This is a genomic window from Natronoglycomyces albus (genome assembly GCF_016925535.1).
In the GTDB taxonomy this organism is placed as follows: domain Bacteria; phylum Actinomycetota; class Actinomycetes; order Mycobacteriales; family Micromonosporaceae; genus Natronoglycomyces; species Natronoglycomyces albus.
The window spans coordinates 2,728,388-2,742,762 of the sequence record NZ_CP070496.1 but is presented as its reverse complement, the minus strand read 5'-3'; the positions used below and the strand labels follow the sequence as shown (position 1 = coordinate 2,742,762).

The following is a 14,375-nucleotide window of genomic DNA, read 5'->3' as shown; positions in this document are numbered from 1 at the left end:
CTCAGGGCCGTGCTCCCATCATGCTTTCCCAAACCGCGACGAATTCTGGCATGGTCTTGGACGTACAGGCCACGTCGGTGAGCTCGACACCGTCGACTCCGAGCCCTAGGAGGGCACCTGCATGGGCGATGCGATGGTCGGCATAGGTGTGGAAAGTGGTATCGCGCAGTGGTTGCGGGTGGATGATCAGGCCATCGTCGGTTTCCAACACTTCGCTCCCGGCTCCGGAGAGCTCACGAGCCAGCGCGGCGATACGATCGGTCTCGTGTCCGCGAATATGCGCGACGCCTTGAATATGGGATGGCCCATCGGCAAAGGCGCATAGCGCGGCGAGGGTGGGAGTTAGTTCGCTGGCGTGCGACAAGTCAAGGTCAATGCCCGATATCTCGGTGCCACCGGTGACGGTTAGAGCATCTTCGTCGCGGCTGACCTGGGCTCCCATATCGGCCAGAATATCGGGTAGAAGCGCCCCGGGCTGTGTTGTCGTCTGCGGCCAGCCTTCGACGGTGACCGAACCACCCGCTATGAGTGGGGCAGCCAAGAATGGCGCGGCGTTTTGCAAGTCGGGCTCAATGATCCATTCACGTCCGGGCAGCCGCGCCGGTGAGACCCGCCAGCGGTTTGCCGAGATCTCCACTTCCGCGCCAGCTTCGCGCAACATGTGCGCGGCCATGTGCAAGTAGGGGGCCGAGGGAACGGGCGGCCCTTCGTGGCGTATGTCAATTCCCTGTTCGAAGCGGGGAGCGGCGAGCAGTAGCCCCGAAATCAGCTGTGAGGTCTGGGAGGCGTCCACGATCACTTCCCCGCCGCGCACCGTGCCCTTGCCCAAAACGGTGAACGGCAAGGCGGCTTCGCCTCCGTCCTCGACGGTGACGCCCAGTGCGCGCAGCGCCGCGATCACCCCGGAGTTGGGCCGTTTGCGAGCGTGCGGGTCGCCGTCAAAACGCACCTGGCCGTGGGCCAGTGCCGCCACGGGGGGAACGAATCGCATGACGGTTCCGGACAATCCACAGTCGATGTCGACATCACCGTCGAACGTGGCTGGTTCTACCGTCCACCGGTCCTCATTGGTGGTGTCGATGCGCGCTCCCAGGGAACGCATGGCCTCCACCATGAGCAATGAGTCGCGCGAATACAGTGGGCGGACGATGGTTGACGGCGAGGTCGCGGTCGCGGTCAATATCAGCGCCCGTGCCATCTGCGACTTCGAGCCGGGCAAGCGCACCCGCGCGTTCAGCGGCCGTGTGGCTGTTGGCGCGGTCCACGCCTGTTCGGCTGGTGCAGCGGTATCTGTCATGTTCTCCAGGTTAGCCCCATTGTCGGTGAGGGCGGCTATGGTGTGGCGTATGTGTGGACGGTATGCCAATACCAAGGTGACGACGAATCTGGCGACGCTGTTTGACGCGCTTGATGGAACTGATGGCGCATGGGGACCCCGCTACAACATCGCCCCGACCACGAAGGCGCCAATCGTGCGGATGAGCACCTCGGCACCCGCTGGCGCCGGTGTGACCAACCAGCTGGGAAGTCGAAAGCTTGACTTGGCGCGCTGGGGTCTTATTCCGCCGTGGGCTAAGGAACTTTCGATCGGTTCTCGGATGTTTAATGCCAGGTCAGAGACGGTGCAAACGTCGAAGGCGTATCGGCGTCCGTTCACCACCCGCCGCGCTTTGGTCCCGGCCGATGGTTGGTTTGAGTGGCAAAAATTGCCCGGGGGTGGCAAGCAACCGTATTTCATCACTCGCCCCGGTGGAGTTGTTTTCGCTGGTCTTTGGGATTCCTGGGGGAAGGGGGAGGAGCGGATAGTGAGTTTCACGATTCTCACCTGTGATTCCTTTGGCGGTCTCGAAGAGATTCATGACCGCATGCCGCTGATCCTGCCCCCTGACGCTTATGCGGCCTGGTTGGGCCTTGAAGAGGCTGACGCGCGACAGCTGCTGGCAGGTCCCGACCTGGAGGACGTGCTGACTTTGGAGACCCGGCGAGTTTCCAAAGCAGTGGGTCGGGTCACCAATGACGGCCCTGAACTGCTCGAGGCCCTCGAGGAAGACGACCCCACCGAACCGACTCTTCCCGGCCTGTAGGTGCTAACACCTGCCGTCACCTGCGCAGGCGCTGTGAGTTCGCATCCTGGGCGGCTGCCTACCACGCCAGGCGCACTCCCATTGGCTATATGTATATAACTGTTGGGTAACCGACACTCGAAAGAAGTATTTTCGGTCCGCGTCGCGACTCTTTTTATGCGTAATGGCAATAAAGGAGGAAGTATGCGGCGAATCCGTCCTGAGGAGGTAGCGGCCGCGCACAATGATGCCCGGCTTCTAGCTGCGATCGAATTCCGCAGTGAACTTTCCAAGCGCTACCGGATGAGCGAGGCGCATTGGTTGCCCGAGGGCAATTGCGCGTCGGTCGACCCTGACTTTATGTTCCCACCGCCCCGCGCGAAAGCCTGTGAACAGCTTGCCGTTTGCGAGGGTTGCCCGGTCAAGACCGCCTGTCTCGTGCGGGCCTTGGAATCGAAGACCCGTTTCGGGGTGTGGGGCGGTACAGAGCCTAGCGAACGTCGAGTACTGCAAATGGCCTGGGACGAATGGTGGGACGAGGTTGAAGAAGTCGACCTGTGTCACCTCGGCGAACCGGTCAGAGAATTGAGCAGTGGCTCGGCCCAGACTGGCCGTGACTGCGCTAACCCGACCCATCGCACCGCTGCGTCTGCGCGAGGTTCGCGGAGCCACTGCAGCGAGAGCATTGACGTTTTTGCCGCCGCTTCCGAGCTGGCGGGGGCCGCAGCATAGGCGGCCAGCGACGGAGTAGGAAGCGGACCCACTGGGCCCGCTCCACCCTCGTGTTCTTGTTCGATGCGCATCGGACCTGCTCAGTGCATGGATGTCGGGCCTGCCGCGAGAGCAATCGGCCTAGCGTTCACATCCAGAATGTCTTTTTAAGGCGCCTTTCGCGCGGCACTCGCGGAGCCTGGCTCGATGAGCCTGGAGCGAGGAACGCGGCCCGGCGCCCATCGAGGCCCGCAAACGGCGGGGCATATGCGAGTGGGGCGGCTGCGAGATCCGGATTGGATCGAAAGACAGGCCTCCCCGGTCTAGCGGGGGTGTCATCCCGCTAGACCGGGGCAGGTACTGGGAGGTCGCACCTGCCCTGTGCTCGTAGAGCCGAGTTCGACCGCGACTGAGACGCCACGATCGTCAACGGTCGACGAGCGACAGCCCCGAAGGGAATGACCTGTGCGATGGAGACCCGAAATCGGATCCATTGGGCTTAACGATCAGAGGCCTCACTAGTTACGCAATGTGCCTGTCGTTGCGGCAGAGGAAAGTGAGGCTCACATTTGTGGTGGAACGGCAACGAGACACTCTGGGTCCACCCAGGCGGATCTAGATCACAACCTCGGCGGGGAATGAATACCGAAGACCCGATGTTGGACGGTGCATAGGCGCATACAGGCGACGATCGCCGTGCGCCTGATGAGAGTGGAACCTCGTTGAACGGAGTCCGCCATATGATGATGGCCGTCCAGCCATGCGACGACCGGGGAATCACCAAGCTGCTTGATTCACCCGCTACGAACACCCCTGCCTGGGTTGCCCAGTGTCGTGCCTACCACGACGAGATCCACTCGCAAATCAATGCCGAAGGCCATCGGCCTCCCGTAGGCTCACAGCATGAGGGCGCGGATCTGATGAAATCCGCATCCCCCGCAAAAGCCAAGGGAAGGCAAAAGGTGGCCCAGGAGTCAAACGTTTCCTCTACATCTGACACCGACGACACGAACCCGGTCGGCGAAACCGCCGAGGAACAGCGGGAGCGTTTCGAGCGGGAAGCCATGCCGCTGGTCGACCAGCTGTATGGAGCTGCCTTGCGCATGACGCGCAACCCAGCCGACGCCGAAGACCTGGTGCAGGAGACCTATCTCAAGGCATTCTCCAAGTTTCACCAGTTCCGGCAGGGAACGAACCTGAAAGCTTGGCTGTACCGCATTCTGACCAACACCTACATCAACTCCTACCGCAAGAAGAAGCGGCAACCCACGCAGTCGCCGACTGACGAGATCACCGACTGGCAGCTGGCCGAAGCCGAATCTCACACGTCCTCAGGGCTGCGTTCGGCTGAGATGGAGGCGATGGACCGGCTGCCCGATTCCGACGTCAAAACAGCGTTGGCTCAGCTGGGCGAGGAATTCCGGCTGACCGTGTATCTGGCCGATGTCGAAGGTTTTTCCTATAAGGAGATTGCCGGGATCATGGGCACCCCGATTGGGACCGTCATGTCGCGTCTACACCGTGGACGTCGGCAGTTGCGGGAAACTCTCAGCGCCTATGCCACCGGGCGTGGCTTGACGGGGATATCGGAGGCATAAAGTGACGTTCCAGCCCGGGAACCGACCCGAAGCACGAGCGGAAATCGAGTGCAGCGAAGTCATCGGAGAGGTCTATCTGTATCTGGACGCGGAGTGCTCCGAAGTTCGGCGCTTGGCCATCCGGCAACACCTCGAAGAGTGCTCGCCGTGCCTAGCTGAGTACGGGATCGAGCAAGAAGTGCGCACGTTGGTACACCGCTGTTGCACCGGTGAGACTGCGCCACAGGAAGTAAAGGACCGCTTGCGTACCAAGCTGGCGAACCTCTGCGCCGAAAAGCAGGTCGACGAAGTCTAGGCCGACCCCAGGCCCAAATCGCACCGGCACTAATAACGCCAGCGAACGGTCAGCGGGATGTTTCCCGCGACTGGATGTGGAAAGTATGGCCTCACATTTCGCCGATCGCCCGCCGTCGGAGGCGCTAGCGGATGATTTTCGGATACCCAGCCTGAGCGCGGTATTACGTACGACAGAGTGACATGCCGAGAATCCCTCGGTGATGCCCCTGCCTATGGCCGCGCTGTCTACCGGCGGTCGGCAACCGTCACCTGGTCAATTGGCACCTCGGGGTAGCTGATCACTGAACTAACCGGAGTGCCCGAATCTACATGGTTTTCTCCAGCGGCAAGTGGCCCCCGCCCGGAACGCTTCCAGGTCAGGGGCCACGATTCGAGCTCAGGGAACTGTGGTCATTTACCTTTGGCGTCCATAGGTGAGCTGGCGCAGCAGAACTTCGGCGGGGCCTCGCTTATTGGCCCTGGCCATAAGCGAGGCAATCAGGACCGTCGTCAGCCACACCAACACGCCCACTCCGGAAGCCTGCGCGTGTGTCAAGTGCTCTCCCAAACCCAGACCATAGGGGTAGAACAGCGCCGTCCACGCCACCGACTGCAACAGGTAGCAGGTCATGGAGCGCTGGCCGACCGCCGACAGGGCTCGCGTGATCGGCCCGGGTTCGCCCCGCACATGACTGGCGACCAGCCCCACTAGTGCCGCCGCAGCTAGGCCGCCAGCGATTCCGGTGATGCTGTGCAGCGTGAACAGCGCCCCTCCGACCGCATCGGAGTTTTCCCAGACTCCGACTTGAGTGAGCATCAGGGGCGCTCCGCCTATTAGCGAGATGGCGAATCCTGCGACGGTGATCTTTCGCAACAAGGGGCGGTTTTGTTCGGGTTCGTCCAGCAGGCGGCTTCGAGCGGCTAGCACTCCGAGGGCGAAGGCGGTAAGTACCATTGCCATCAGGAACAGCGGGGTTCCGATGCTCCACATCAGCACTCGTTCGATGGCCCCGCTACGGAAGGTCTCGGAGAGCATCGCGTTCTCGGAGATGGCTCCCTCATTGTCGACCGCGAAAATTGCCAGCCCCAGTATCCATCCTATTGCGATGTGCACGACCCCGGTTATGGCGGCTAGCCACAGGAGCGCCTTGTCTTTGCGGACGATGAATCCGGCGAATATGAGGCCTATGAGGCCATAGGTTCCCATGATGTCTCCGGCGAACAACAGCAGGGCGTGGAAGAATCCGAAGACCACTAGCCACAGGCTGCGGCGGCGCAGGAGTTTACGCACGCGGGGCCATTCCATGCCGGAATTGAGCTGCTTAGTGGTTAGCTGGACGAGTCCGTAGCCGAACAGGGCGGCGAACATCGGCATGGCGCGTCCGTCGACAAAGAGAAGCTGCAAACCGGCGACGACTTGGTCGATCAGTCCCATTTCATTGGGGTATCCCCGGAATCCGAATTCTTGCCCCCACACGAACAGGTGAGCGTGTGCCAAGGCGATGAACAGCAGCATAAAGCCGCGGGCTACATCCGGGGCGAGGGATCTTTGGTGGGTGATGAGTGGGTGTTGGGTGTTTTGGGGGGTTGCTACGGGCATGACGCCTCCTGGTTTAGATACGTTTGTGTAGCGTAAATGAGTTTACGATACAGTCTTGTATCTAAAAGGTGGGGGTTTTGCCTATGGGTGATCACGATGAAGGAAATTCTGGAGAAGTTCGGACGCGGCGACGCGGTCAGGAACTCATAGACGCGATTCACCAGGCCGTACTGGAGGAAGTGGCTGAGGTGGGGCTCGGCCGCCTGACTATGGAGGGCATCGCCAAGCGCGCCGCCACCGCTCGGACCACGTTGTACCGGCGTTGGAATGACCCCACCGACTTGCTGCTGGAGGCCCTATTCAACTTGTATCCGGTGGAAAAGCCCTCCCCTCAAGCTGATGACCTGCGGGGAGACCTCATTAGAGCTCTGCGGCTTTTGGTGGAGTGGATGGACACCTGTAGCGGGCGGGCGGTGTGTGCCATCTTCAATGACCCCGGATGTGACGCTCGGCTCATGCAGGCCTTGTCCGAGCGGGTGTTCACACCTCGGGGCGGGACCTTTACGCAAACTGTGTTGCGACACTACGCCGCCAACGGCTACTTTGATTCAGGCTTGATCACCCCGGTGGTAACGCAGATCGGGGAAGCCCTGGTCATCAATATGGTCACCGAACAGAGAACCATGCCCAGTGAAAAGGACTTGGCCAACATCGTCGACCAGGCCATCTTGCCAGCGGTCGGCTACGGTCGGCACGTGTGCGATTGTCGATCACGTCGGGCCCACCTCCGCGACCTTCAAGAGGAGTAACGCCGCTATGCCTATCTATGTCACCGAACAGGTCGTCATACCTGAGGCTGACCTAGTGTGGCGGTTTTCGCGTTCGTCCGGACCCGGCGGACAGGGTGTCAACACCACCGACTCTCGCGCCGAATTGTCCGTCGACCTACGCCTGACGGCAGCCTTGCCGGAAAACTTGCGTGAGCGGGTATTGTCGCGCCTGTCCGGTCAGCTAACCGACGGGGTATTGACCGTGGCGGCCAGCGAGTACCGTTCTCAGCTGCAAAACCGCAAGGCTGCCCGGGAGCGGGTGGCGCAGATTCTGCGGGAGGCGCTTAAGCCGCCACCCCCGCCTCGGCGCCCCACGAAGCCCTCCCGGGCAGCCATGCGTCGCCGCAAGGAAAACAAACGCCGCCGTAGCCAGACCAAACGCCTGCGCCGCAACGACTATCCGTGAGCACGACCCCGAAGCGGGCCTTGCGCGCCCCACGGTTCGAATCGGCCCGCTTTAGCGAAGACAAGCTCTCGGATTTGCCGAAGAAAGACGCTGACCGCAGCTGCTTGGCGAATGAGCCGATGTACTGGCGCTGGCTAGCGTGAGGGCCGAATGAAATTGGCCGGTGAATTGGGGCCCACGTTGACCACCTGCGGCATGCGGGCCGGATCCGACCAGGAGTCGCTACCGGGGCGCTGGCCTATTCAGGTACCGCTACCTGCGAAGGCAGCGTATCTGTGCCCGCGTCATTAGCTTGGAGCAGACTGATGGAGATCTGCATCGACGCGTCGTATAGTTCGCCGGGATCGGCGTGGCGAGCGCCGCGATATGTGATCCACGCCGAGTACAGGCTGCTGAGAGAATCCCAGGCTCGCAATTTGTTGATCAGGGGGTCGTTCTCGTCGACCATGAGATTGTGCAGCCGGATGATTCGCTCTCGGAAAATCGAGCCCCGGTCGAGCCGTGAGAGTGCGGCTTGGTTGTGATACATGAATTTCAAGACGGGGACGTGGGCCTGGATGACTTCGGAGTACCGCCGAACGATCTCGATGCGGGTCTCGATGGAGCGCGGTTCGCCCTCGGCCCACTCGCAGATCTCGTCGACATCGGAGGCATAGGAGTCGAAGAAACTTGCCGCGATCTCTTCCTTGGTTTTGAAGTGGTAGTACAGGGCCGCCTTAGTCACTCCGAGACGGTCCGCGATTTCACGCAGCGAGGTCTGTTCGTATCCCTGTTCTGAAAACAGCTCGATAGCGGTTTTTTGGATCTTTTCGCGGGTATTGCGTGGTTGTTCGCTCATCCGTCTCGGTTCTTGTCTCAGGGTGGGGCACATCTTCGGGCGATCACCGAAGCATTAGTAAAGTAACGCTTCGTTCAAAGGTACTGTGTCCCAACGGCTACAGCACTCGTTTGGGCTTATGAAAAAGCGAGCTGGAGGGCATTTGCCAGCGACACTGACGAGTCATCGTCCATCCGCTAGGCGGTGTCGCGATTGCCTTTCCAACCCACTTTGCATAGGCCACTCATTTGAGATGGGCCCAGACATTATGTCTGGCTGTGGCGGCCCGAACGCGAAATTCGGGCGGGTGGTCATTCCGGGGTCTCCCCAGGTTAGGCCACCTATGCCGTCGGAGTCATTGCAGCACCTCCGACGCCTTTCCTCATCACAGGCCCTGTCGGGACCCATCTCACTGTACGAATTGCCAAACCGCGAATCCAGGCGGGCCGGGCGGTGCCGCCCTCACCGGGACCGGTTCAGTGCGTCCACCCTAGCTGTTCGGTCGTTTGCCGTGGTTGGCGGCCTTTTTTTTGCGACCTTTGCGTTTCCGTGCGCGACGAGCCATGACTCCTCCTTTAATTGGATCAGGGGCCCACAATACCGGGGCCTGTGGAACGCGCCGCAGAGTTGTCGACGTACTGTCTGAGCGACGACCAAGGAGAGGAGCCCGACGTGGCCGAAGAAGTGCGAGCCGAAATTCCTGCGAACGTTCTGCGCATTGAAGTTGAGGTCGGCCAGGAGGTCAAGGCAGGTCAGACCCTGGTGCTACTGGAGTCGATGAAGATGGAAATACCTGCGGTGCCAGAGGAGCCTGGCCGGGTCGCGCGGATTGCCGTGGCCGCTGGGGATGTCATTCAAGAGGGCGACCTCATCGCAGTGCTGGAATAAAGGAAACAAGTGGTGGCTGTCGGCCTGGCGGTGCGAAGGCTGTCTAGCTTTACAGAGGCCTCTAGTTTCGCGCCCCGGTGCGCAGTCCCTCCTAAGTGGAGTACGTGGTTGGTCTTTCAACTGGTGGTTTCCCCGCTGACCACGTGCTGGCACCGGTCATTTCCTAAAGAGGTCTCTGCTGGCATGCAAACACTGTCGATGGACTCGACGTTTCCCGATCGCCCGGCCGCCCGGCTAGCCCTAGGAATGGGGGCGAAGGTGAGGCCATGCATGTGGAAACGGCGGGTTCGTCGTGCTTGAGGGTCCGCCAACCTCATGTGTGTGTGATTGATTGTGATCGAAATGAGGAGGTTGACGTCATTTGCAATCAGAAAGTAAGCTTTAATTAATCACGCAATTCATTCTGAGGTCAGGAGGCCACCCGTGAACGCACCCGACAGCGACACCATTCCAGGTGTGGGAATGCACCAGGACATCGGAGAACAACCCGAGGTCTACGCAGGTCTTTTGAGTAATCAGGCAGCCCAGATCGCGGCCGTGGCCGCCCGCATTTCTGAGCTCAAACCACGCTCGATTGTGTTCACCGCGCGCGGCACCTCTGACCACGCCGCCCTCTACGGCACCTACCTCAGCGAAATTCGACTTGGCATCCCGGCCTCCCTGGCCAGCCCTTCGGTCATGAGCGTGTACGGCGGCACCCCAAACTACGCTGGCAGTCTCGTCGTCGGTGTTAGCCAGTCCGGCGGTTCCCCCGACCTCACCGCCGTACTGCGAGCCGCGAGTAAATCCGGGGCCACAACCCTGGCCATCACCAATAACCCCGACTCGCCACTAGCCGAAACCGCCGACCTGCACATCGATGTCGCGGCCGGTCACGAACGCGCTGTCGCCGCGACCAAGACCTACACCGCCGAGTTGCTGGCCCTCCTGATGCTCATCGAAGGAATACGCACCGGAACGGGGACCTTGGCCGCGCCCGAACAGGAGCTGTTGGCACAGTTGCCCGACCTCGCCTCGCAAGCCCTAGAGAACTCCGTGGCCAAAGAACTGGCCGAGCGATACCGTTTCGCGCAGAAACTGATCACGACCGGACGTGGCTACGCCTACCCGACCGCCCGAGAGACCGCGCTCAAACTCATGGAGACCTCCTACGTACCGGCCCTGGCGTTTTCGGGAGCCGACCTACTGCACGGCCCGTTGGCCATGGCCGACTCAGCCGTGCCAGTGCTGGCCATAGTCGGATCCGGGCCCGGCGGCCACGCCATGCGCGAGGTGTTGACCCGACTCGACGAGCGGCGTGCCGACATCGTCACCATCGGACCCCACGACCTTCCCGGCCAATCGGCCCGCATGAGTAGCCCTGACGTTGATGAGCGCGTCGCGGCAATGCTCGACATCCTGCCGTTGCAAGAACTGGCCATGCACATCGCCATCGCCCGGGGAGAGAACCCCGATGCGCCGCGCGGCCTGAAGAAGATCACCGAGACTTACTAATAAGGAGTCGAGAACTCCAAGGCCACGGCGCGTCACCCGCAGGGAGGGCGCGTCGTTTGCGTACGGTGTCCGGTCTAGGGCGGGGGAGTATTGTTGCTTGCGTGTCAACTCTGCGAGACGTCATCCACTCCTATACCGACCTGTCGTCCAACTCCGTATCCCACCTACAGCGGCTAGTGGCCGAATGGCAGCTACTAGCCGACCTATCCTTCGCCGACCTGCTGCTGTGGGCCCCAGTCCAGCGCGACGCGGGAAAATATGTGTGTTTGGCGCAAGTGCGGCCAACCACGGCGCAAACGGCATACTACGAGGATCAAGTAGGGCGGATTGTCGACGGGGCCGAGGCCGCCCACATCCATGCCGCCTTCACCGAGGGACGCATCTTTCGCGAAGGCGACCCCGTGTGGCGCGACCAAGTCGCCGCCCGTCACGAAGCGGTGCCCGTGCGCAGACGCGACCGCAAGAAAATCATCGCCATCGTCGCCCGCGACACCAATCTCATCGACACCCGTGGCCCCTCCCACCTGGAACTTAACTACCTCAAGACTGCCGACTACCTAGTGCAAATGATTCCCGAGGGCGGATTTCCCCCGCCGTTGCTACCCGGCGAACCGACCACCGCTCCACGCATCGGCGACGGCGTCGTCAGAATCGGCCCAGACGGAATCGTCCGCTACGCCTCGCCCAACGCGCTGTCGGCCTATCGCCGCATGGGAGTCTCGGGTCACCTGCAGGGCGAGAACCTGGTCGAACTCACCCGCTCCTTGCCCAACGATCCCGCCGTGGGCAAGGACGCCGCTCGGCGCATCAAAGTCGCGCTGGCCGGAGACACCCCTCGCCGCAAGGAGCTTGAGGCACGCGGAGCCACAGTTCTCATGCGAGCCTTGCCACTGCGTCCGCAGGGCGAACCAGCCGGGGCCTTCATCTTGGTCCGCGACATCACCGAAGTGCGGCGGCTGGACCGAGAACTTGTGACCAAAGACGCGACCATCCGCGAGATTCACCACCGAGTCAAGAACAACCTGCAAACCGTCGCCGCACTGTTGCGGCTACAAGCTCGACGCATGGGGTCGCCCCAGGCTCGCAGCGCGTTGGAAGAATCTGTACGCCGTGTCGCCTCCATCGCGATGGTGCACGAAACGCTCGCACAGTCCTCCGATGAATCGGTTAGCTTCGACTCCATCGTCGACAGGGTTTCCGCAATGGCCGGAGAAGTCGCCGCCACGGAATCGCGAGTGAGCGTCCGCAGGGACGGCTCTTTCGGTGTCCTGCCCTCCGAACAAGCCACTCCGTTGGTCATGGTTGTCAACGAACTGCTGCAAAACGCCGTGGAGCACGCCTACGCGCCAGGCCAGACTGGAGAAGTCATAGTGCGAGTGCGTCGCACCGGCGACACGTTCAATGTCACAGTCCTCGACGCCGGAAGGGGTCTCCCGGCTGGATTCCGGGTCGACAACTCCAACCGGCTCGGCCTACAGATCGTGCACACCCTCGTCACCGGAGAACTGCGCGGGACCATCGAGATGCGTCCCCGCGAAGGCGGCGGAACAGAAGCCATCGTCGAGTTTGCCTTGCAATGATCCCTCCAACCTCGCTCTCGGAGCCGTCGCCTCAAACACGGGGCGGCCCCTGGGCCGTCCCACACATCCATGCGCCAGCAGACACAACCGGACGAACGTCACGAGCGGATCGGAACCCCACCGGAGACAAACCAGGCGTCCCACTATGTGGCAGATTGGCAACGCCGGGTGAGACCAGCGGCGGACTGTGTCAATCTTTCACCATGTCAGCCGAACAACCTTCACGCCTGCTCCTCGTGGCTCGCCTCCACGTGGACTTCGGGCGTGTGTTCAGCGCTGCGTGTCACTCGGACATGTAATTGCGGCATCGTCGCCTTATCAGCCAATTCTGGGCAGGTAACTCAACCTGCGAAGATCTCTTTTTCAAGACTCGGCAGCGAATGGCAAAGAATGCGAATGCCCGCTCAGCCACTGCGGCATTCGCAAAGCGCACCTTTGGAGAAACGTGACTACACCTACCCGCAACCCTCGCCCCCGTAAGCCCTCCCGGCCCAAAGGCCAAGGGCAATGGGCGCTGGGGCATCGCGAGCCCTTGAACAAGAACGAGCAGGTAAAAAAAGACGACGACGGTCTCAATGTGCGCGCCCGCGTGGAAAACATCTACGCCCACGCCGGATTTGACGCCATCGACCCCGCCGACCTACGCGGACGCCTTCGTTGGTGGGGCCTCTACACCCAACGCAAACCCGGAATCGACGGCGGTAAGACCGCCCTACTCGAACCCGAGGACCTCGACGACCGGTACTTCATGTTGCGTATCCGCATCGACGGCGGACAACTCAGCGTGCGCCAGCTGCGAGTCGTCGCCGCGCTGGCCAAAGAATACGGCCGCGACCTAGCCGACGTCACCGACCGCCAGAACGTGCAATTGCACTGGATTCGGATCGAGGACGTCCCCGACATCTGGAAACGTCTGGAAGAGGTTGGCCTCCACACTCAGGAAGCCTGTGGCGATTGCCCCCGCGTCATCCTCGGCAGCCCCGTGGCGGGGGTCTCCGCCGACGAAGTACTCGACGCCACCGGCATTATTGACGAGATCACCGCCCGCTACGTCGGCGACAAGGCGTACTCGAACCTGCCACGCAAGTTCAAGTCCGCCATCTCGTGGCTGCCCGACATCCCCTACGAATGCAACGACATCTCCTTCCTAGGAGCGGTGCACCCCGAACACGGACCCGGATACGACCTGTGGGTAGGCGGTGGGCTCTCCACCAACCCGATGCTCGCTCAGCGGCTTGGCACCTGGATCAGTCCGGCCGAGGTCGCCAACGTGTGGGCCGGGGTCGTCGGTATCTTCCGCGACTATGGCTACCGGCGTCTGCGCACGCGCGCTCGCCTGAAATATCTCCTCAAGGACTGGGGGGTCGAGAAGTTCCGCGACATCTTGCAGGACGACTACCTGGGCTACAAGCTCGCCGACCTAGACGCGCCGCCGTTGCCAGACAAGCTTGTGGACCACGTGGGCGCGCACAGACAAGCTGACGGTAAGTACTACCTTGGCACCGCTCTTGTGGCGGGGCGGCTCACCGGTACTCACCTTGACCGCTTGGCCGATATCGCCCAGAAGTACGGCTCCGACCGCATTCGCACAACACCGATGCAGAAACTGCTCCTGCTTGACGTGCCCGAAGAGCGGGTCGAAGAGGCCAAAGCAGACCTACGCGAACTTGGACTACACGCCGACCCCTCGCCGTGGCGGCGCTCAACCATGGCCTGCACCGGCATCGAATTTTGCAAACTCGCGATCGTCAACACAAAGGACCGCGCCGCCGAACTCGTCGCCGAGCTCGAAAAGCGCGTCCCGGAGCTTGACGTTCCCATCTCCGTACACGTCAACGGCTGCCCCAACGCCTGTGCGCGCACCCAAACCGCCGACATCGGCCTCAAAGGGCAGCTTGTCACCGTCGATGGCAAACAAGCAGAAGGCTTCCAGGTCCACCTTGGGGGAGGCCACGGGCTCGACGCCGGGCTGGGCCGCAAGCTGCGCGCCCACAAGGTCGCCGCGACCGACCTGGCCGACTATGTCGAGAAAGTCACGCGTCGCTACCTGGACCAGCGCAACGAAGGCGAAACCTTCGCGCACTGGGCCACCCGCGCTGATGAGGAGGACCTCAAATGAGGTCACTACCCACCGCGCTCAACCTGGGCCAGTCGGCGATGAGGAAAGGGGAA

Annotated in this window: 15 protein-coding genes; 11 read left to right on the top strand and 4 right to left on the bottom strand. The window is 61.7% G+C overall.

Annotated elements, in window-relative coordinates:
* Position 1 precedes the first annotated feature (1 nt).
* Positions 2 to 1,297: a 3-phosphoshikimate 1-carboxyvinyltransferase gene (gene aroA, locus JQS30_RS11730; RefSeq protein ID WP_213170448.1), complete on the bottom strand. Its 1,296-nt coding sequence runs from the start codon at positions 1,295 to 1,297 to the stop codon at positions 2 to 4.
* On the opposite strand from aroA, the gene JQS30_RS11725 reads away from it, so the two are divergent.
* From JQS30_RS11725 to rsrA, 4 genes are all read left to right on the top strand, one after another.
* Positions 1,296 to 2,084 (top strand): SOS response-associated peptidase, encoded by a 789-nt coding sequence (locus JQS30_RS11725; protein ID WP_425498823.1) that lies wholly within the window; start codon positions 1,296 to 1,298, stop codon positions 2,082 to 2,084. The genes aroA and JQS30_RS11725 overlap by 2 nt on opposite strands.
* A 183-nt stretch (positions 2,085 to 2,267) precedes the next feature.
* On the top strand, positions 2,268 to 2,795 hold the full coding sequence (locus JQS30_RS11720) for a WhiB family transcriptional regulator (protein ID WP_213170446.1): 528 nt from the start codon (positions 2,268 to 2,270) through the stop codon (positions 2,793 to 2,795).
* Positions 2,796 to 3,514: 719 nt separating this feature from the next.
* A complete protein-coding gene (locus tag JQS30_RS17865; RefSeq protein ID WP_281398356.1) occupies positions 3,515 to 4,372 on the top strand; it encodes a sigma-70 family RNA polymerase sigma factor in 858 nt (285 codons plus the stop codon).
* Between the two features lies 1 nt (position 4,373).
* Positions 4,374 to 4,667 (top strand): mycothiol system anti-sigma-R factor, encoded by a 294-nt coding sequence (rsrA, locus tag JQS30_RS11710; protein ID WP_213170445.1) that lies wholly within the window; start codon positions 4,374 to 4,376, stop codon positions 4,665 to 4,667.
* A gap of 396 nt (positions 4,668 to 5,063) precedes the next feature.
* Here rsrA and JQS30_RS11705 read toward each other — a convergent pair whose 3' ends face one another.
* Entirely contained in the window at positions 5,064 to 6,248 is a 1,185-nt protein-coding gene (locus JQS30_RS11705) for a DUF418 domain-containing protein (RefSeq protein WP_213170444.1), read from the bottom strand.
* 83 nt (positions 6,249 to 6,331) lie between these two features.
* Here JQS30_RS11705 and JQS30_RS11700 point away from each other — a divergent pair, with 83 nt between their 5' ends.
* From JQS30_RS11700 to JQS30_RS11690, 3 genes are read left to right on the top strand one after another with little or no spacing between them, the layout of a single operon-like run.
* On the top strand, positions 6,332 to 6,997 hold the full coding sequence (locus JQS30_RS11700; protein WP_213170443.1) for a TetR/AcrR family transcriptional regulator: 666 nt from the start codon (positions 6,332 to 6,334) through the stop codon (positions 6,995 to 6,997).
* A gap of 7 nt (positions 6,998 to 7,004) precedes the next feature.
* Positions 7,005 to 7,424 (top strand): alternative ribosome rescue aminoacyl-tRNA hydrolase ArfB, encoded by a 420-nt coding sequence (gene arfB, locus JQS30_RS11695; RefSeq protein WP_213170442.1) that lies wholly within the window; start codon positions 7,005 to 7,007, stop codon positions 7,422 to 7,424.
* Entirely contained in the window at positions 7,421 to 7,567 is a 147-nt protein-coding gene (locus tag JQS30_RS11690) for a hypothetical protein (RefSeq protein ID WP_213170441.1), read from the top strand. Before arfB ends, JQS30_RS11690 begins: the two co-directional genes overlap by 4 nt.
* Before the next feature lie 95 nt (positions 7,568 to 7,662).
* Here JQS30_RS11690 and JQS30_RS11685 read toward each other — a convergent pair whose 3' ends face one another.
* Positions 7,663 to 8,262, bottom strand: a complete 600-nt coding sequence (locus JQS30_RS11685) for a TetR/AcrR family transcriptional regulator (RefSeq protein WP_213170440.1) — start codon at positions 8,260 to 8,262, stop codon at positions 7,663 to 7,665.
* A gap of 469 nt (positions 8,263 to 8,731) precedes the next feature.
* Positions 8,732 to 8,806, bottom strand: a complete 75-nt coding sequence (locus JQS30_RS17860) for a 50S ribosomal protein bL37 (RefSeq protein ID WP_425498871.1) — start codon at positions 8,804 to 8,806, stop codon at positions 8,732 to 8,734.
* A gap of 107 nt (positions 8,807 to 8,913) precedes the next feature.
* On the opposite strand from JQS30_RS17860, the gene JQS30_RS11680 reads away from it, so the two are divergent.
* The 4 genes from JQS30_RS11680 to JQS30_RS11665 all read left to right on the top strand — a co-directional run bounded on the left by JQS30_RS11680 (position 8,914) and on the right by JQS30_RS11665 (position 14,322).
* Positions 8,914 to 9,129 (top strand): biotin/lipoyl-binding carrier protein, encoded by a 216-nt coding sequence (locus JQS30_RS11680; protein ID WP_213173068.1) that lies wholly within the window; start codon positions 8,914 to 8,916, stop codon positions 9,127 to 9,129.
* A 462-nt stretch (positions 9,130 to 9,591) separates the two neighbouring features.
* On the top strand, positions 9,592 to 10,623 hold the full coding sequence (locus JQS30_RS11675) for an SIS domain-containing protein (RefSeq protein WP_213173067.1): 1,032 nt from the start codon (positions 9,592 to 9,594) through the stop codon (positions 10,621 to 10,623).
* Between the two features lie 101 nt (positions 10,624 to 10,724).
* Positions 10,725 to 12,203, top strand: a complete 1,479-nt coding sequence (locus JQS30_RS11670; RefSeq protein ID WP_213170439.1) for a sensor histidine kinase — start codon at positions 10,725 to 10,727, stop codon at positions 12,201 to 12,203.
* 445 nt (positions 12,204 to 12,648) lie between these two features.
* The gene (locus JQS30_RS11665) at positions 12,649 to 14,322 is read left to right on the top strand and encodes a nitrite/sulfite reductase (protein ID WP_213170438.1); all 1,674 of its coding nucleotides are present in this window, start codon (positions 12,649 to 12,651) and stop codon (positions 14,320 to 14,322) included.
* Positions 14,323 to 14,375 lie beyond the last annotated feature (53 nt).